12 protein-coding genes are annotated in these 18,262 nt (G+C 62.5%); 5 read left to right on the forward strand and 7 right to left on the reverse strand.

What is annotated here, in order from left to right; translation table 11 throughout:
* Positions 1–477: 477 nt before the first annotated feature.
* On the forward strand, positions 478–2,439 hold the full coding sequence (locus VGO04_RS06085; RefSeq protein WP_327495069.1) for a M23 family metallopeptidase: 1,962 nt from the start codon (positions 478–480) through the stop codon (positions 2,437–2,439).
* A 187-nt stretch (positions 2,440–2,626) separates the two neighbouring features.
* On the opposite strand, the gene clpB is transcribed toward VGO04_RS06085, so the two are convergent.
* The gene (gene clpB, locus VGO04_RS06090) at positions 2,627–5,233 is read right to left on the reverse strand and encodes an ATP-dependent chaperone ClpB (RefSeq protein WP_327495070.1); all 2,607 of its coding nucleotides are present in this window, start codon (positions 5,231–5,233) and stop codon (positions 2,627–2,629) included.
* 304 nt (positions 5,234–5,537) lie between these two features.
* The gene (locus tag VGO04_RS06095; RefSeq protein ID WP_327495071.1) at positions 5,538–6,566 is read right to left on the reverse strand and encodes an NAD(P)-dependent oxidoreductase; all 1,029 of its coding nucleotides are present in this window, start codon (positions 6,564–6,566) and stop codon (positions 5,538–5,540) included.
* Positions 6,567–6,691: 125 nt separating this feature from the next.
* Here VGO04_RS06095 and VGO04_RS06100 point away from each other — a divergent pair, with 125 nt between their 5' ends.
* On the forward strand, positions 6,692–7,276 hold the full coding sequence (locus tag VGO04_RS06100; RefSeq protein ID WP_327495072.1) for a TetR/AcrR family transcriptional regulator: 585 nt from the start codon (positions 6,692–6,694) through the stop codon (positions 7,274–7,276).
* Between the two features lie 83 nt (positions 7,277–7,359).
* Here VGO04_RS06100 and VGO04_RS06105 read toward each other — a convergent pair whose 3' ends face one another.
* From VGO04_RS06105 to VGO04_RS06125, 5 genes are all read right to left on the reverse strand, one after another.
* Entirely contained in the window at positions 7,360–8,028 is a 669-nt protein-coding gene (locus tag VGO04_RS06105) for a DUF4167 domain-containing protein (RefSeq protein ID WP_327495102.1), read from the reverse strand.
* A 333-nt stretch (positions 8,029–8,361) separates the two neighbouring features.
* Positions 8,362–9,231: a peptide chain release factor N(5)-glutamine methyltransferase gene (gene prmC / locus VGO04_RS06110; protein WP_327495073.1), complete on the reverse strand. Its 870-nt coding sequence runs from the start codon at positions 9,229–9,231 to the stop codon at positions 8,362–8,364.
* A 3-nt stretch (positions 9,232–9,234) separates the two neighbouring features.
* Positions 9,235–10,317 (reverse strand): peptide chain release factor 1, encoded by a 1,083-nt coding sequence (gene prfA / locus VGO04_RS06115; RefSeq protein WP_327495074.1) that lies wholly within the window; start codon positions 10,315–10,317, stop codon positions 9,235–9,237.
* Between the two features lie 71 nt (positions 10,318–10,388).
* Positions 10,389–12,656, reverse strand: a complete 2,268-nt coding sequence (gene ptsP / locus VGO04_RS06120) for a phosphoenolpyruvate--protein phosphotransferase (RefSeq protein WP_327495075.1) — start codon at positions 12,654–12,656, stop codon at positions 10,389–10,391.
* 86 nt (positions 12,657–12,742) lie between these two features.
* The gene (locus VGO04_RS06125; RefSeq protein WP_327495076.1) at positions 12,743–14,017 is read right to left on the reverse strand and encodes an aspartate kinase; all 1,275 of its coding nucleotides are present in this window, start codon (positions 14,015–14,017) and stop codon (positions 12,743–12,745) included.
* A 290-nt stretch (positions 14,018–14,307) separates the two neighbouring features.
* Here VGO04_RS06125 and VGO04_RS06130 point away from each other — a divergent pair, with 290 nt between their 5' ends.
* The 3 genes from VGO04_RS06130 (at position 14,308) to VGO04_RS06140 (ending at position 18,205) form a co-directional block, all read left to right on the forward strand.
* Positions 14,308–15,144, forward strand: a complete 837-nt coding sequence (locus VGO04_RS06130; protein ID WP_327495077.1) for a hypothetical protein — start codon at positions 14,308–14,310, stop codon at positions 15,142–15,144.
* Positions 15,145–15,271: 127 nt separating this feature from the next.
* Positions 15,272–16,288, forward strand: a complete 1,017-nt coding sequence (locus VGO04_RS06135; protein WP_414650517.1) for a linear amide C-N hydrolase — start codon at positions 15,272–15,274, stop codon at positions 16,286–16,288.
* Between the two features lie 384 nt (positions 16,289–16,672).
* The gene (locus VGO04_RS06140) at positions 16,673–18,205 is read left to right on the forward strand and encodes an ABC-F family ATP-binding cassette domain-containing protein (RefSeq protein ID WP_327495079.1); all 1,533 of its coding nucleotides are present in this window, start codon (positions 16,673–16,675) and stop codon (positions 18,203–18,205) included.
* The last annotated feature ends 57 nt before the right edge of the window (positions 18,206–18,262 follow it).

Consider the following 18,262-nt stretch of genomic DNA (forward strand, 5'->3'; position numbering starts at 1 on the left):
TCCGTCAAACCGTTTCCACAAAGCCCAGAACTCTCGTCCCGAACCCCTCAATCAGCATCAGCCAACCCAGGAAACTCTAGAGCGAAGGTCGTCGTCGCCAGCAGCGCCGCCGCCCTCGTCAGTGATCGGGCTTATAGACCCCCATCCCCGAACACGTCAACAGACAAATTCAAGAAAAATGACAGATTTCTGACAAAGCGCGGAAAACCAGGGCTTTGCGGCCCGAAAAAAGTTTTACCCCCTCCCCCCGGGGCTGTGGAGACACATTTTGGCCCTCACTTTTTCACAATCCATCGCTCTAAGCGAAAACAACGATGCTTCGCGGGCGTTTTTCGCGCGGGACAGCGTGCGCAGATGGGATGTCCGTCTTCGCCCCTCCCCCGTGATTTGACTCCGTTGCATGAAAGATGCACATCTTCGCGCAACGTATCGCAGGCAAGAATACGGTTTAGAGAAATCGGGGACCCTCAGCTCGGCATGATCACCGACAAGAAAATGGTCAGGTCGCTCGGCGACCAGCCGCCGATCCTTGCGCATGGCCGCCGCGCGCCCGACAGGCGCGAGATTTCGCTGCGCTGGCTATCGGGTACCTTTTTGACCGGCATCACCTCGAGCCTGCTGATGGGCGTTGCCCTCTTCGCCGCCCTTGACGGACGCCAGCAATTGGCGATCCCGGCCGAAGCCTACGCAGCACTTGATGCCGGGGCGAACAGCGATGAACAGGCAAGCGCCGTCCGAGGTGGCCGCATCCTTGCTCCGAAACTCGTCGCCAAGCCGGCCGACAAGACTGTCATGGAAGTCTCGACGATGACCCATGACGGCGAGAAGGAAGTGGTGCGCAAGCAGCCCTTCGTTCACGTCAAGATGGCACTCGCGGCCAACCACCAGGCTTCGGAAAGCTATCCGGACTTTGATCCCCTGGCGATCTTCTCCACCGAAGAGGCGGACGAGGAATCCCCCGTCGCCAGAACCGGCACGCTCTACGGCTCGAATGTCGATTCCGAAGTGGCGCTGAAGACCGTCGCATTCCCGTTGCATGGCGGCCTTGCCTTCGACGGCTCGATGTCGCTCGACGAGGTCGAGGAGAATGTCCGCACCAATGGCTCGGTGCTGACCGAAGGCAGCACGCAGGTCGCATCGCTCTATTATGTCGACCCGCAGCGCTTCGCCTCGGAGAGCGACGGGCTCGATCTGCTTCAGGGGCTGCCCGCCCGCATCGTCGAGCAGAACAAGAGCGTCGCTGCCTACGAGACGATCGACGACGAAACCACCGAATACGCCGACGACATCATTCCCGTGCGCCGCCAGACCGACATTGCAACCGTGATGGTCAACGCCGGCTATGCCAAGGCGCAGGCCGAAGACGCTGCCGGCTATCTCAGCCAGGCGCTTGGCGCCGACAACCTTTCCGAGGGCGACGTCCTGCGTATCGGCATCATGCAGAACGGCGAGACCCAGAAGGGTGATGAAGCCCGCATCGTGCGCGCCACGATCTATTCGCGCAATCGCCATGTGCTGACGATGGCGCTCGACGACAAGGAGCGCTTCGTACCGGGCGCCGAACCGCCAAGGCTCGATGCCGTTGCCACCGCCTTCGACGACAACGGCGCGCCCGTCGTCACCAGCAGCCACGATCTGCCGCGGGTCTATGACGGCATCTACCGCGCGGCCCTCTCCTACGGCATGAGCGCCGACATGGTCGGTCTCGTCGTCAAGCTGCTTGCCAGCAACGTCGATTTCCAGGCGCAACTGAAGCCGACGGATTCGCTCGAAGCCTTCTTCTCCGTCACCGACGAGCGCGGCATGGCGACGGAAGAGTCCGAACTGCTCTACGTCCGCGCCAAATTTGGTGACGCCGTCACCACCTTCTACCGCTTCCAGGATCCGGACGACAATTCGATCGATTACTTCGACCAGGACGGCAAGAGCATTCGCCAGTTCCTGTTGCGCAACCCCGTGCCGAACGGTCACTTCCGTTCGGGCTTCGGCATGCGCCGGCACCCGATCCTCGGCTTCTCGCGCATGCACACCGGCGTTGACTGGGCAGCCCCGCGCGGCACACCGATCATTGCCGCCGGCAGCGGCGTCGTGGAAAAAGCCAGCTGGGATTCCGGCGGCTACGGCAACCAGACTCTGATCCGCCACGCCAACGGCTACGTCTCGTCCTACAACCACCAGAGCGCGATCGCCAAGAACGTCAAGGTCGGCTCGAAGGTTGTCCAGGGCCAGGTGATCGGTTGGGTCGGAACAACAGGTCTTTCGACCGGCCCGCACCTGCACTACGAACTGATCGTCAACGGCAACAAAGTCGATCCGCTGCGCATCCGCCTTCCCGGCGGTAAATCGCTCTCGGGCGATGCTCTGGCAAAGTTCGAGAAGGAGCGCGATCGCATTGACGAGCTGCTCGACAAGGACGGCGCCGAGGTCGCGAGCAACTAAAGCAATTCCAGGAAAAGTGTAGAACGGTTTTCCGTCCGGAATTGCCTAATATCAGAGAGTTAGAACATTTCACTGTTTCGACGAAACAATGAAATGATCTAGCCCCTCCCCTTCAGCAACTGTTCACAAAATGAAAAGGCCGCCCCGAAAGGCGGCCTTGTCTTTGCTGGCTATGACTTGCTGACGATCAGGCGGCGTCCTTGTCCGCAGACGCGCCCCGCCTGAAGTTGAGACGGTCGGAGCCGGAAACCACCTTGACGGTGGCCCCGTCCGGGAACTCGCCCTGCAGGATTTTTTCAGCAAGCGGATCCTGCACGTACTTCTGGATCGCCCGCTTCAGCGGACGGGCGCCATAGGCCGGGTCGTAACCCTTGTCGGCCAGGAACGCACGCGCATCGTCGTCGAGTTCCAGGGTGATCTTGCGCTCGGCGAGCAGCTTGCGCAGCCTTTCGAGCTGGATATCGACGATCGCGCCCATCTCCGACCGACGCAGCCGGTGGAACAGGATGATCTCGTCCACACGGTTCAAGAACTCCGGCCGGAAGGCAGACTTCACCACCTCCATGACCTGGTCGCGAACCGCATCGCTGTCCTCGTTTTCCCCAAGGCCAACCAGATACTCGGCTCCAAGGTTCGAGGTCATGATGATCATCGTGTTGCGGAAGTCGACGGTACGACCCTGGCCATCGGTCAGGCGGCCGTCATCGAGCACCTGCAGGAGCACGTTGAAGACATCCGGATGCGCCTTCTCCATTTCGTCGAACAGCACGACTTGGTAAGGCCGGCGGCGGACGGCTTCGGTCAGGGCGCCACCTTCCTCGTAACCGACATAGCCCGGAGGGGCACCGATCAGCCGGGCCACGGAGTGCTTCTCCATGTATTCCGACATGTCGACGCGCATCAGCGCGGTCTCGTCGTCGAACAGGAACCGGGCCAGCGCCTTGGTCAGCTCGGTCTTGCCGACGCCGGTCGGTCCGAGGAAGATGAACGAGCCGATCGGCCGGTTCGGGTCCTGGAGCCCGGCACGCGCACGGCGCACGGCACGCGACACCGCCTGAACGGCATCGCCCTGACCAACCACCCACTTCGCCAGCTCGTCTTCCATCCGAAGCAGCTTGTCGCGTTCGCCTTCCAGCATCTTGTCAACCGGAATACCGGTCCAGCGCGAGACCACATGCGCGATGTTGTCAGGGGTCACAACCTCCTGCACCATCGGGTTGGCATTGGCGTTTTCCTGGCTTTCAGCATCCGAAAGCTCCTTTTCGAGCTTCGGAATGACGCCATAGGTCAGTTCACCGGCGCGCTGGAACTCGCCCTTGCGCTGGACAATCGCCAGTTCGTTGCGGGCGTCTTCGAGCTGCTTCTTGAGATCGGCGGCGCGGCCAAGCTTCTGCTTTTCCGCCTGCCAACGGGCCGTCAGCGCCGAGGCCTGCTCTTCGAGCGAAACCACGTCGAGCTCGAGCTTCTCTAGCCGATCCTTCGACGACGCATCGGTTTCCTTCTTCAGCGCTTCGCGCTCGATCTTCAGCTGCATGATGCGGCGATCGAGTTCGTCGAGCTCCTCGGGCTTGGAATCCACCTGCATGCGCAGGCGCGAGGCTGCCTCGTCCATCAGGTCGATCGCCTTGTCCGGCAGGAACCGGTCGGTGATGTAGCGGTTCGAAAGCGTCGCGGCAGCCACCAGCGCGGAATCGGAGATCCGCACCTTGTGATGCTGCTCGTACTTCTCCTTCAAGCCGCGCAGGATCGAGATCGTGTCCTCGACAGTCGGCTCCTCGACCATGACCGGCTGGAACCGGCGGGCAAGAGCCGCATCCTTCTCGACATGCTTGCGGTATTCGTCGAGCGTGGTCGCGCCAACGCAATGCAGCTCGCCGCGCGCAAGCGCCGGCTTCAACAGGTTGGACGCATCCATGGCGCCATCGGCCTTGCCGGCCCCGACCAGCGTGTGCATCTCGTCGATGAACAGGATGATCTCGCCGTTTTCGGCCTGCACCTCGTTGAGCACGGCCTTCAGCCGCTCTTCGAACTCACCGCGATACTTCGCGCCTGCGATCAACGCGCCCATGTCGAGCGCCATCAGCTGCTTGTCCTTCAGGCTTTCCGGCACGTCGCCATTGACGATGCGCAGCGCAAGGCCCTCGGCGATCGCCGTCTTGCCGACGCCGGGCTCGCCGATCAGGACCGGATTGTTCTTGGTCCGGCGCGACAGCACCTGGATCGTCCGACGAATTTCATCGTCTCGGCCGATCACCGGGTCGAGCTTGCCTTCGCGCGCATCGGCCGTCAGGTCACGGGCGTATTTCTTCAGGCTATCGAAGCCCTGCTCGGCATTGGCGCTATCGGCCGTGCGGCCCTTGCGGATATCGTTGATGACCTGGTTGAGCTTGGTCGGCGTCACGCCAGCCTTCTTCAGCACGTCGGCCGTCGCGGCGGAGCTTTCGATCGCCAGCGCCACAAGCAGGCGCTCGACGGTCACGAAGCTGTCGCCGGCCTTCTTGGCCGCCTCTTCCGCGCTCGAAAAGACGCGCGCAAGCGGCTGCGACAGGTAGACGGAACCGTTGCCGCCGGAAACTTTGGGGAGCTTGGCAAGTGCCGCGTCATTGGCGGCGCGCGCTTCGCGGGCATCACCGCCGGCACGCTCGATCAGCGAGGCGGCCATGCCCTGGTCGTCGTCGAGCAGCACTTTCAGCACATGCTCGGGCGTGAACTGCTGGTGACCTTGCGCCAGCGCATAGGTCTGCGCCGATTGCAGGAAACCGCGCACGCGCTCGGAATATTTTTCAATGTTCATACTTTACCTCCATAGCCCGCCGGGCCCATCTCGTGGCACCCACCGGTGTTTCAGGATCAGGCTCCCGCATTCGGCAAGCCTGTCAGTGTGAGGCGATGTCGGCGCTTCGCCGGATCACCGCGTCCGAAGCGAATATGGGGCACCGATTTTGGAAATTAAAGAGCCCCTCGAGGGACTTTCGCGTGAAATCTACAACCGCGAAATGCAGCGCCGCGCCGCCGGGAAGAGCTGCCGCCGACCGGCAGAAAAGGGCACGAAAGGCGGCCTCACGCCGTTCGTGCCCTTCTCTCATTTCGCCGCGTTGTCAGGCGGCGTCCGCCGTTACCTTGCCCTCGGCGAACGAGGCGCCGAAATCCTTCATGCGCCGCACGTAATAGTCGGCACCGATGAGGACTTCCGGGAGGTAAAGGCCCGCCCGTGGCGCCTCGCCGCCCGCAAGACCAAGCATGCGCTCGACCGCCAGTGCAACACCAAGGGCGGTCAGCGGGGCCTGGCCTTCGGGGTGGACGATTTCGTGACGTTGCTTCAGCGGCTCGCCATTCTTGCCGCGGCCGGCGATATCGATCACGATCTCGGTCGAGAACGCATCGCCGCGGCGCCTGCTGGCGGATACGCTGTAGGCGAGATCCAGCCGGACGTTGCCAGCGTGCGTGCGCGCCGCAAGCGCCATGATGTCAAAAGGCGAATAGGCGACCGCATCGAGCTCGACGCCATCGACGCTTTGATAACGCGCCTTGGAGTCCTCGCCGGCCGCCCAGTGCAGCTTGCCGTCCTTGACCGTCAGGGCCGCGGGCGCAAGGCCGGTGATGCGATTGTAGTCGTCAAGCGCCGCCGGGCCGCCCATGTCCTGTTCGTCGAGCAGAACGCCGATGCGGATCGTGTCGATCGCCTCATATGCCCTGGCAAAATCGAGAACCGGGAAGATGGCAGCACCGGCAAGCCAATGGCTGGCGAGCAGGATCGGCGCCGTGTCGGGCGCATGGATATACTGGGCCACTTCAGGCCCGACCTCGAACGTCCCGCTGGAAAGGCTGATATAGGGAATGCCATGCTTTTGAGCGTAGCGCATCGAACTCAGCTTCTCGTCCTTCAGGAAGATGACGACGGCGCTGAAGCGCGCCTCATCGCCGAGACCAAGATCGGCGCGCCCGAGGTCGACACTGACGCCGATCGCACCGCCGACCTCGCGAGCGACCGCTTCGGCCTTGCCGAGATCACGGCCACCGACGGCAATCGGCAGCGCGGGATGCAGCCGACGGATGATCTTGGCAGCATGCGTGCCGACGACACCGGAACCGCCGATGATCAAAACAGGCTGAAACTTGCTCGACATCTTCTTATCTCCTAGACGAAAGGTGTCCGGCCCATGCCGAACTTACCAATAGTAAGTTACTATTAGTAGGTAAGTTGCCGACCGCCGTTTTCAAGCGCGCCGATGCGAAAAAAGGATTGCGATCAATGGCACCGACGAAAGGCCGAAAACTCACCAAGCCGGAACGGCGCGCCCAACTGATCGGGACCGCCAAGGACATCCTGCGCGAATGCGGTGCGGATGCCCTCACGCTCGGCCACCTCGCCGAGCGGGCCGGCGTCAGCAAGCCGATCGCCTATGAGCATTTCGGCACGCGGGAAGGCCTGTTGATCGCCTTGTCCCAGGAGATCGAGGACCGGCACACGGAAAAACTGAAGGAAGCGCTTGCCGGGGAAACAAAACAACTCGACACGGTCGCTGGCATCATCAGCAGCGTCTACATCGACTGCGCAGTCGAAAGCGGTGAGGAATGGCAGGCGATTTCCGGCGCTCTTCGCGGCAATGCCGACATGATTGCCACGCAGCAGCAGCAGGTCGACGATTATGTCGGGATGATCCAAGAAGCCCTTGGTGCCTTTTCGAACGTTTCAGAAGACGACCTGCGCCTGCGCTGCGCAGGCCTTGCGGGAGCCGCCGAGGCAATCGGCCGCGAATTGATCCGCGGCAGGACCAACGAAACCGCCGCCGCCGCCAACCTCACCGCGTTGATCATCGACAGCGTCAACGATTGAACGTCGCCCAATCGGGAAAAGAAAAACCCGGCCGCAATGGGCCGGGTTTTGGTGCCTGTCGCAGATGAGCGAAAGGGCGTCTCTTACTCGGAAGCGGCGAGTGCCGGTGCTTCCGGAGCGGCGTCGTCCGAAGGCTGAGCCTCGTCGGCAGCACCTTCCTGTGCGCTGCGGCGCGGCCGGCGCGGGCGCGGTGCATTGCTGCGACGGCGCGACGCTGCGCGACCGGAGGCAGCCGGTGCTTCCTCTTCCATCACCACTTCCGCCGGCGTGCCCTCGATCACAGGCTGCGGGCCCGTACCATCGATGACGACCGGCTGCGGCTCTGCAACAGGTGCCGCAACCGCGGCGACCGGGGCCGGCATGTCGTCAGCGTAGCCCTGATCCAGGTCGTCCTGGTCCTGTTCGCTCGCGTCATGGCCACGGAAATCCTGGCGGTCGTCGCGCTGGAAACGATCCTGCATCTGCGCCTGAGCGGCAGCGATGATGCGGTTGTAGTGTTCAGCGTGCTGCAGGTAGTTTTCTGCGATAACCCGGTCGCCGGAGCTCTGAGCGTCGCGCGCAAGCGCTGCGTATTTCTCGGCGATGTGCTGGGCAGTACCGCGAATCTTCACGTCCGGGCCAGAGCTGTCATAGGTCCGCGTCAGCGGATTCGAGCCCTTGCGGTTGTGGTTGTTACCGTTGTTATTGTTGTTGTTATTGTTGTTATTGTTATTCCGCCCGCGGCCGCGCTTGTTTTGCTGTCCTGGCCTCATAGTACATTCACCCGAATTCTCTTGATAATGATGATCATGTGGTTTCGTCTTCCGGCCGGATTCGTTCACGCCCGACAGAACATACGCCGTTGTGCTCGCACAATGGCGGCTTCGGCGCCGACTGACGTCAAATTAACAGGTACCCGCACAAGGCACTTGTTGAACCCTAGCAACTCTTTCTTGAGAGCAATCCCCGTGGCCAGGTCATACCGGAACGAATCTTAGGTCCATGACCTTCTGCCCAGTGCGCGGGCAAACTAGCCCGCTTCCTCTGGGATTCCAAGCCCTTTCTTTGCCTCTGCAAGAAAGAAGATGCGCCAGTGCAGCATTTTTTCAACGGTTTGTGTCGCGTTCGAAGATGAGCACCCGGTCGTTGCCGCCCAGATCCTTCGCTTCTTCACGCAGACGGAAATTCTCGGCGTAAAACAACGCCGTCACCGCCTCTTTCTGGTCGAAACCGATTTCCAAGCCTATCACGCCGTTTGTCTCAAGATGATGACCAGCTTGAGAAGCGATGGCACGGTAGGCATCAAGCCCATCGTCTCCGCCATCGAGCGCGGCGGCCGGATCGTAAAGTCTTACTTCCGGCTCAAGCTCTTCAACGATACTGGACCGGATATACGGCGGATTTGAGACGATGACGTCGTAACGTTGGTCAACCCCTTCGTACCAATTGCTCAACAGCGCCTGGAACCGGTCTGCAAGCCCGAGAGCGGTCGCGTTCGCTGTCGCCGTCGCCAATGCATCCTTCGATATATCGGTGGCGGTGCCACGCGCTTCAAGGACCTGCGAGAGCAATGCCAGACAGATGGCGCCCGTCCCGGTGCCAAGATCGATGATTTCGCAGCTTCCCTTGCGCGCAACGATCTCGCGCAGATAGGGGATCAGGCGATCGACGAGCGTTTCGGTGTCCGGCCGTGGCTCCAGCGTTTCCTTCGAAAGCTTGAGGGGCAATCCGAAAAACTCGCGCTCGCCGAGGATGCGGTAGACCGGTTCGCGCGCCAGCCGACGCGCGACCGCCGCCCTGATCCTCTCGGCATCCGCATCGGACACAGGCTCCCTCCCCCGCGACACCACTGCGCTCAGCGACATGTCGAGCAGGCCGGAGATCAGGTGCCGAACATCGAGTGCCGCGTGCTCGATACCGCCCGCCTGCAGACGGTCGCGGCTTTCGGCAACGAGGCTCGCAAGCGTCTCGGCCATCCGCTAGCCTCGCTGCTCGCCAAGCTGCGCCAGCTGGCTCGCCTGGTAGTCAGCAAGCAGCGCATCGACGACTTCGTCGATTTCGCCCATCATCATCCGGTCGAGCTTGTAGAGCGTCAGGTTGATACGGTGGTCGGTCAAACGCCCCTGCGGGAAATTGTAGGTGCGGATGCGCTCGGAGCGGTCGCCGGATCCGACCTGGCTCTTGCGGTCAGCCGACCGTTCGCTGTCGGCGCGCTGGCGCTCCATGTCGTAGAGCCGCGAACGCAACACCTGCATGGCCTTCGCCCTGTTTTGATGCTGCGACTTTTCCGAGCTGGTGACGACAAGCCCGGTCGGAAGATGGGTGATGCGCACCGCAGAGTCGGTCGTGTTGACGTGCTGGCCGCCGGCGCCCGACGAGCGCATCGTGTCGATGCGGATGTCCTCGGGGCGGATCTCGATGTCGATATCTTCGGCCTCAGGCAGCACCGCGACCGTTGCCGCCGAAGTATGAATGCGGCCGCTCGCTTCCGTCTCCGGCACACGCTGTACGCGATGCACGCCGGACTCGAATTTCAGCCGCGAGAACACGCCGCGACCCGAAACCGTCGCGATGATTTCCTTGAAGCCGCCGGCCTCGCCATCGCTTGCCGAAAGCACCTCGACCCGCCAGCCCTTGCCCGCGGCATAGCGCTCGTACATGCGGAAGAGGTCACCGGCAAAGAGCGCTGCTTCCGACCCGCCGGTACCGGCGCGAATTTCGAGGATCGCGCTCTTTTCGTCGGCCGCGTCCTTCGGCAACAGCAGGATCTGGATTTCCTGCTCGAGCCCTTCTATCGCCGCCTCGACTTCGGGCTTTTCCATCTCGGCGAGATCGCGCATCTCCCGATCGGTCGATTTGTCCGAGAGCATGGCGGTGATGTCGGCAAGCTCGGCCGTCGCCTTTTCGTAGGCACGGATCTTGGTCACCACAGGCTGCAGCTCGGAATATTCAGACGCGAGCTTCACGTACACATCCGCGGCAGGTCCGGCGGACATACGAGCCTCGATCTCGCCGAACCGGCGTTCCAGTTCGCGCATCTTTTCAACGGGAAGCTTTGCCAAGTGTCACTCCAAATGCGACTTGCCCCGGCCGGACGGCAGTCCGGACGAGGCTCAAGACGCGTCAAGTCAATCTAAACCGGAATGCCGTTTTCCGCAGCGAAATCCACCAGCATCCGGCGAACAGGCGTCTGGTCGCGGGTGTCGTCCAGCGCTGCATTGAGAACGCTGGCGAGCTTGCCAGCGTCAAGCCCAAGCAACATCGCCTTGATCGGCCCGACCGCCGTCGGCGACATCGAGACCGAACGGAAGCCCAAGCCCAGCAACGCCATGGCGGACAAGGGCTTGCTTGCCATCTCGCCGCACAATGTCACCGGCGTGTCGTGCCGCTCGCCCGCGCGCACGATGTCGCGCAGGATCCTGAGGAACGGCCGCCCGAGCACGTCGAAACGGTCGGAGACGCGCGCATTGCCGCGGTCGACCGCCATCGCAAACTGGAAGAGATCGTTGGAGCCAACCGAGACGAAATCCACCTCGGTCATCAGCTCGTCCAGCTGCCAGAGCAGTGCCGGCACTTCCAGCATGGCGCCGAATTGCAGCTTGCGCGGCAGTTGTTCACCGAGCTTCGACTGCCGCTCGATCTCCTTCTGCAGGAGGTCGCGCGCAATTTTCAGCTCGGAAACTTCGGTCACCATCGGCAGCATCAGCTTCAGCTCATGCCCGGCCGCAGCTCGCAGCATCGCCCGAAGCTGGGTGCGCAACAGCCCCGGACGATCGAGCGACAGCCGGATCGCGCGCCAGCCGAGCGCCGGATTTTCCTCTTCCGCCGCACGGAAATAGGGAACGACCTTGTCGCCGCCGATGTCGAGCGTGCGGAAGGTCACCGGCTTGCCGCCCGTCTGCTTCAAGACGTTGCGGTAAAAGGCTTCCTGCTCTTCCGCCTTCGGCATGGTCGACGCGATCATGAACTGAAGTTCGGTGCGGAACAGGCCGATACCTTCGGCACCGGCTTCGTTCAGATGCGGCAGGTCGACCAGCAGGCCGGCGTTCATCTGCAGCGTGATGCGTTTGCCGTCCTTGGTCAGCGGCTCGACGTCCTTCAGCGCCCGGAACTGCGCCTGGCGCCGCGCCCGGAAGCGGACCTTTTCCTCGTAAGCGCGCTGCAGGTCGCCGAGCGGGCGCAAATGCACCTTGGCATCGTCGCCGTCGATGATGATCGCGTCGCGGTTTTCCGCAAGCGCCACGGCACCGGTCGCCTGGCCGATCACGGGAATGCCCATGGCGCGGGCGACGATGACGACGTGGCTCGTCACAGCGCCCTCTTCGAGCACCAGGCCGCGCACATTTTCGCGCGGATAGTCGAGCAATTCGGCCGCACCCATGGCGCGGGCGACGATCACCGCGTCGGTCGGGAAGTCGCTCGCCGAAAGCTTGGCGCCATAGCCCGAGAGCTGACGAAGAAGTCGGTTGGCCAGATCGTCGAAATCATGCATGCGCTCGCGCAGGTACGGATCCGTCAGCCGAATCATCCGCGCCTTGGTCTCGCTCTGGACGCGCTCGACGGCGGCTTCCGCCGTCAGGCCGTTGCGGATCGCCTCTTCCAGCTTGCGCACCCAGCCCCGGTCGTGCGCAAACATCCGGTAGGTCTCAAGCACCGCCCGGTGCTCACCTTCCATCGACACCTCGCGGCGCGACAGCATGTCGTCGATCGAAATGCGGAGCGACCCCAGCGCCTCGGCAAGCCGTTGAAGTTCCTGGTCGGTGTCTTCGTTGAGCAGATTGGTGACGACGATCCTCGGCTCGTGCAGCACGACATAACCAAGGCCGATGCCTTCGCCATAGCTGTTGCCGTCGATCGAGACCGGACGCGACAGGTCGAGTTCGAGACCCGGCTTGGTGATCTTCTTCAGTTCACCCGTCGCCACCATCTCGGCGAGAACCATGGCGGTCGTCTCGAGCGCCTCGACCTCGTCCTCGCGATAGTTGCGCATTGCCTTGTTCTGGACGACCAGAACGCCGAGCGCGCGGCCGGTCCGCAGGATCGGCACGCCGAGGAAGGAATGGTAGATCTCTTCGCCGGTCTCCGGCAGGTAGGTGAAAGCCGGGTGTGACTGGGCGTCAGAGAGATTGAGCGGTCGCGCCGATGCGGCAATCGTGCCGACGAGGCCCTGGCCCATTTTCAATTGCGCCAGGTGAACGGCGGCCTTGTTCAGACCTTCGGTCGCGTAGAGTTCGAGTACGCCGTCGGAGCGCAGCACGTAGACCGAACACACTTCCGCGACCATGTTCTGCGCGATCTGGCGCACAATACGGTCAAGGCGCTCCTGCGGCTCCAGCGGTTCCGCCATCAACTCGCGCAACCGCTTGAGGAGAACGCGCGGACCTGCGGAAAGGTCTCTCATCGCGTAGGGTCTCCCGAAATAGAGTAGACGTCGGCCGTGGGAGGCGCAGCAAAACTGCTGCGAATCCCAAATCAGTCCCCTGTCGATTAACTCTTATCGAGACCGTAAGCGGAATGCAAAGTGCGAACCGCCAATTCCGCATAGGGACCGTCGATCAGGATCGAAATCTTGATCTCGGACGTGGTGATCGCCTTGATATTGATGCCCTTGTCGGCAAGCGCGCGGAACGCGGAGGCCGCGACGCCGGCGTGGCTGCGCATGCCGATGCCGATGACCGATACCTTGACGAGGCCGGCCTCGGACTGGACGACGTCGTAGCCGATCTTGTCCTTGTTGTCGCCGAGCACCTTCAGCGCCTTGTCGACGTCGCCGGAGGGAACCGTGAAGGTCATGTCGGTCTTGGAACCGTCTTCGGAGATGTTCTGGACGATCATGTCGACGTTGATATGGGCTTCAGCCAAGGGGCCGAAGATCGCGGCGGAGACGCCCGGCCGGTCGGCAAGACGGCGCAGCGAAATCTGGGCTTCATCCTTGGCATAGGCAATGCCGGTTACGACTTCCTGTTCCACGATCTCATCCTCATCACAAATCAGCGTACCGGGCGGATTGAGAAGGTCACCCATGCCCGGCGCATCGGGATCTTCGAAAGACGAACGCACGAAGGTGCGGACCTTGTGCACCATGGCAAGCTCCACCGAGCGCACCTGCAGCACCTTGGCGCCGAGCGATGCCATTTCCAGCATTTCCTCGAACGCAATCTTCTTCAGCCGCCGCGCCTTCGGCTCGATGCGCGGGTCGGTCGTGTAGACGCCATCGACGTCGGTATAGATATCGCAACGGTCGGCCTTGACGCCTGCAGCGATGGCAACGGCCGAGGTGTCGGAACCACCGCGGCCGAGCGTGGCAACGCGATTGTCCGGTCCAAGCCCCTGGAAGCCGGCGATAACGGCGACCTGGCCCTCGCCCATGCGGCGGATGAGTTCGGCACCGTCAATGTCGAGAATGCGGGCAGCGCCATGGGCGTTGTCGGTGCGGATCGGGATCTGCCAGCCCTGCCAGGAGCGGGCGTTGATGCCCATCGACTGCAGCGCGATTGCAAGAAGACCGGAGGTCACCTGTTCGCCGGAAGCAACGATCGCGTCGTATTCGCGCGCATCGTAGAAGGGCGAATTGGCGCCGGTTGCCTTCGGCATGTTCTGCACCCAGCCGACCAGCTCGTTGGTCTTGCCGGACATGGCGGAAACCACGACGGCAACCTCGTGGCCGGCATCGACCTCGCGTTTCACATGGCGTGCGACATTGTGGATGCGTTCCAAATCAGCGACGGAGGTTCCGCCGAATTTCATCACGATGCGTGCCATGTGCCTCTACCGGTACCCAATTTGCGCGCGTGAGGCGCGCGTGACAGGAAAGCCCCCGCCGGCGCCCGACGGTCAAAAAGCTTGGGAGACTTCTCGCACATCGGCAGTCACCGCTTCGGGGAGCGGAAAGTCGCGGCGTCTCTTAGCGGATCAGGGGCTCGCGCGCAATGGCAAGGCGGCAGGAATAAGGCGCCAAACACGAGGACAGAAACGTGCGCAGTCCCTGCGCACGCGACTTGAAATTGCGGCCACGACCGTTAGGCTGCCAGTGGACGTTTGAGGGGGCAGACATGCAGGCAAACCGCATTACAGCAACCAGACGACTGACGGCCTGGACGGCGGTCGCGCTTTCTACGACGCTGATATGTTCGACGTCGGCGCGCGCCGCTGACTTCGACCAGGCGCGCATGGCGCCGGAGCGCGACTGGACGGTGATCGTCAGCCCCTATGTCTGGGCCGCGAGCCTCAAGGGCGACGCATCGCTCGCCGGCTTCGACACCGATGTCGACGTACCCTTCAAGGATACGCTCGACCATCTCGACCTGGCGCTGATGGGCAACGTCGAACTGACCAACGGTCAATGGGGCGTTTATTTCGACGGCCAATATGTGCGCACGAGCCAGGACGAAGAACTGCTCAGCCACGAGATCGGCCTCGATATCAAGATGACGACCCTGGCCTTCGGCGCATTCTACCAGGTCTACGAGCAGGAACTCGGCGGCAATACGGTCTTCGGCAAGCCCCGGACCCTGTCGATCGAGCCGACGGTCGGTCTGCGTTGGACGAAGCTCGAGGCAGACGTATCCGTGGCCGGCTTCAACACGAGCAAGAGCGCCGACTGGACTGATCCCTTCGTCGGCCTGCGCGTCAACGCCGATCTCAGCGAGCGTTGGAACCTGGTTGCCGAGGCCGATGTCGGCGGTTTCGACGTCGGCTCCAAGCTCAGCGTCAACGCCCAGGCATATCTCGGATACCGGACCGAAATGCTCGGCCAGCCAACGATCCTGCGGGTCGGCTACCGGATGCTCTATCAGGATTATGAGAGCGATGACTTTACGGGAACCAATAAGTTTCGCTGGGACGTCAACCAGCATGGCCCGGTGATCGGGTTCTCCATGCTGTTCTAGAGCTCCGTGCGTCCTTGAATGCACGAAGGGCGCAGCACGACACATTCAACCCACAAAGGAGAATGGCATGCTGTTCATCGGAAAGTCCGCTGTTCGCTCGGTGACCTCGGCGCTTGCCGCCCTTCTCATGCTCGGCCAGACCGCGGCCGAGGCCTGCACCCGTTTCGTCTATCTCGGCCCCAACGACAACATCATCACTGCCCGCTCGATGGACTGGAAAAGTGATGTCGCGACCAACCTCTGGGTCCTGCCGCGCGGCATCGAGCGATCGGGCCAGGCCGGTCTCAACTCGTTCAAGTGGACGGCGAAGTACGGCAGCGTCGTTGCGACCGGCTATGACGTCTCCACCACCGACGGCGTCAATGAGGCCGGCCTCAATGCCAACCTGCTCTGGCTGGTCGAATCCGAGTATCCGAAGTTCGATGACAAATCGAAACCGGGCCTGACGATCGCCGCCTGGGCGCAATATGTGCTCGACAGTTTCGCCACCGTCGAAGAGGCGGTTGCGGCACTTGAGAAAGAACCCTTCACCATCGTCACCGATAACGTTCCGGGCGAAAACCGGCTGACGACACTGCATCTGTCGATCTCCGACAGCACCGGAGACAGCGCCATCGTCGAATATATCGGCGGCAAGCAGATGATCCACCACGACCGCAAGTACCAGGTGATGACCAATTCGCCCGTCTTCGACCAGCAACTGGCGCTCAACGCCTACTGGAAGCAGATCGGCGGCACGGTGATGCTGCCCGGGACCAACCGCGCGGCCGACCGCTTCGCCCGCGCCTCCTTCTATGTCAACGCGATCCCCAAGGACGAGAACCCTGACCGGGCGCTAGCCAGCGTCTTCAGCGTCATTCGCAATGTCTCGGTCCCCTACGGCCTCAACACGCCGGAGGAGCCGAACATCTCCTCGACCCGCTGGCGCACCGTCGTCGACCACAAGCGCAAGCTCTATTTCTTCGAGTCGGCTCTGACGCCGAACACCTTCTGGGTCGACCTGAAGAAGATCGACTTTGCCAAGGAGACCGGAAAGGTGATGAAGCTCGACCTCGGCGACAACCAGGATCATACCTATTCGGGCGATGCCACCGGCGACTTCAAGCCGAGCGAGCCCTTCAAGTTTCTCGGCTTGCAGATGTGAGGATGCCAGCCACCGGCGCGAAGGCATTGAAAATTGCGCGCGACGGTGTTATTCACGCTGCCGCAAGTTCAATTCGAGAAAGGGGGGCTGCACGTGATGACATTTTTCCGGCACCACCGCCAGCGTGGCCCCGTCCAAGCCCTGCAGATGCGTTTGCAGGGCTGATCAGATATCCTTTCGCGAAACTCGCGATCCTATCCCTGGTCTGCCCAGAGTGATGCAGTGCGCAACCGTTTCGGTTCGAACGCCTGCACCGTCTTCCAATACCGAGCCGACACGGCCTGAGCGCAGCATGTTGCTGTTCCGGGCCTAATCATCCGCAACCCCGGCCCGACGTGCCGCCACGGATGCCCAATCGTCGCTCGCGCAGTCCAGAGAACGACCATGGCCTTGATCAATATCCGCAACCTCGGCGTCAGCCTGAGCGTACCGCTTTTCTCCAGTCTCAACCTCTCCGTCGCATCAGGCGATCGCATCGGCATCGTCGCCGCCAACGGTCGCGGCAAGTCCACCCTGCTGAGAGCGATCGCAGGTACGTTCGACCCGACCGCCGGCGAGATCACCCGCTCGCGTGGCCTGACGATCGGCCATGTCGAGCAGAACGTCCCGGCAGCGCTTCTGACGCTATCCTTCCATGACGCCGTTCTGTCGGCGCTCCCGGCCGACCAGGCGGAAAATGAAAGCTGGCGCGTCGATATCGTGCTCGATTCCCTCGACGTGCCGGAAACGCTCCGCCGCCGCGCCGTCTCGGAGTTGAGCGGTGGCTGGCAGCGGCTCATGCTTCTTGCCCGCGTCTGGGTAAGCGACCCCGACGCGCTTCTGCTCGACGAGCCGACCAACCATCTCGATCTCGCCAAGATCGCCCGGCTGGAAGCCTGGCTGAACGCGTTGCCGCGCGACACGCCGGTGCTGATCGCCAGCCACGACCGCGCTTTCCTCGACGCCACCACCAACCGGACCCTGTTCCTGCGGCCGGAGCAATCGCCGATATTTGCCCTCCCTTATTCCCGGGCCCGCGCAGCCCTCGACGAGGTCGACGCCTCGGAAGAGCGGCGCTATCAGCGCGACATGAAGGTCGCGCAGCAGCTTCGACGCCAGGCGGCCAAGCTCAACAACATCGGCATCAACTCCGGCAGCGATCTTTTGACGATCAAGACGAAGCAGTTGAAGCAGCGGGCGGAGCGACTGGAAGATGCGGCCAAACCCGCGCATCAGGAGCGCTCCGCCGGCGCGATCCGGCTCTCCAATCGCGGCACCCACGCCAAGATCCTGGTGACGCTTGACGACGTGACGGTGGCCACACCCGACGGGACAGCACTCTTTCGCACCGGCAAACAATGGATCTGCCAGGGCGACCGCATCGTGCTCTTGGGCGAGAACGGCGCCGGCAAGACCCGCCTCGTCAACCTGATCCGTACCGCGATCGAGGCGCCGGCCCGCGCACCTGAAACACTGAAGGCAACACCCTCGCTGGTGCTTGGCTACAGCGATCAGGCGCTGGCGGGGTTGTCGGATGACGAGACGCCGATTGGTGCACTGTCTCGCCGCTTTTCGCTCGGCGATCAGCGAGCACGCAGCCTACTGGTTGGCGCCGGTATCGGCATCGACATGCAGGAAAAGACGATCGGCCGGCTCTCGGGCGGCCAGAAGGCGCGGCTTGCCATGCTGGTGCTGCGCTTGAGGGAGCCCAACTTCTACCTGCTCGACGAGCCGACCAACCATCTCGATATCGAGGGGCAGGAGGCGCTCGAGGCCGAGTTGCTGAAGCACGAGACGAGCTGCCTCCTGGTCTCCCACGACCGCAGCTTCGTGCGCAATGTCGGCGATCGCTTCTGGCTGATCGAAAAGCGCCGCCTCGTCGAGGTGGAAGATCCAGAGGCGTTCTTCCTGTCCGCAGCGGCAAGCGAGATCGGATAGGCGCAATCACCTTACCCAAGGCGCCCGCCGAAAGGCGGGCGCTGCTGCGGCTGCGCT

This window comes from Ensifer sp. (genome assembly GCF_035999185.1).
Taxonomy (GTDB): Bacteria; Pseudomonadota; Alphaproteobacteria; order Rhizobiales; family Rhizobiaceae; genus Ensifer.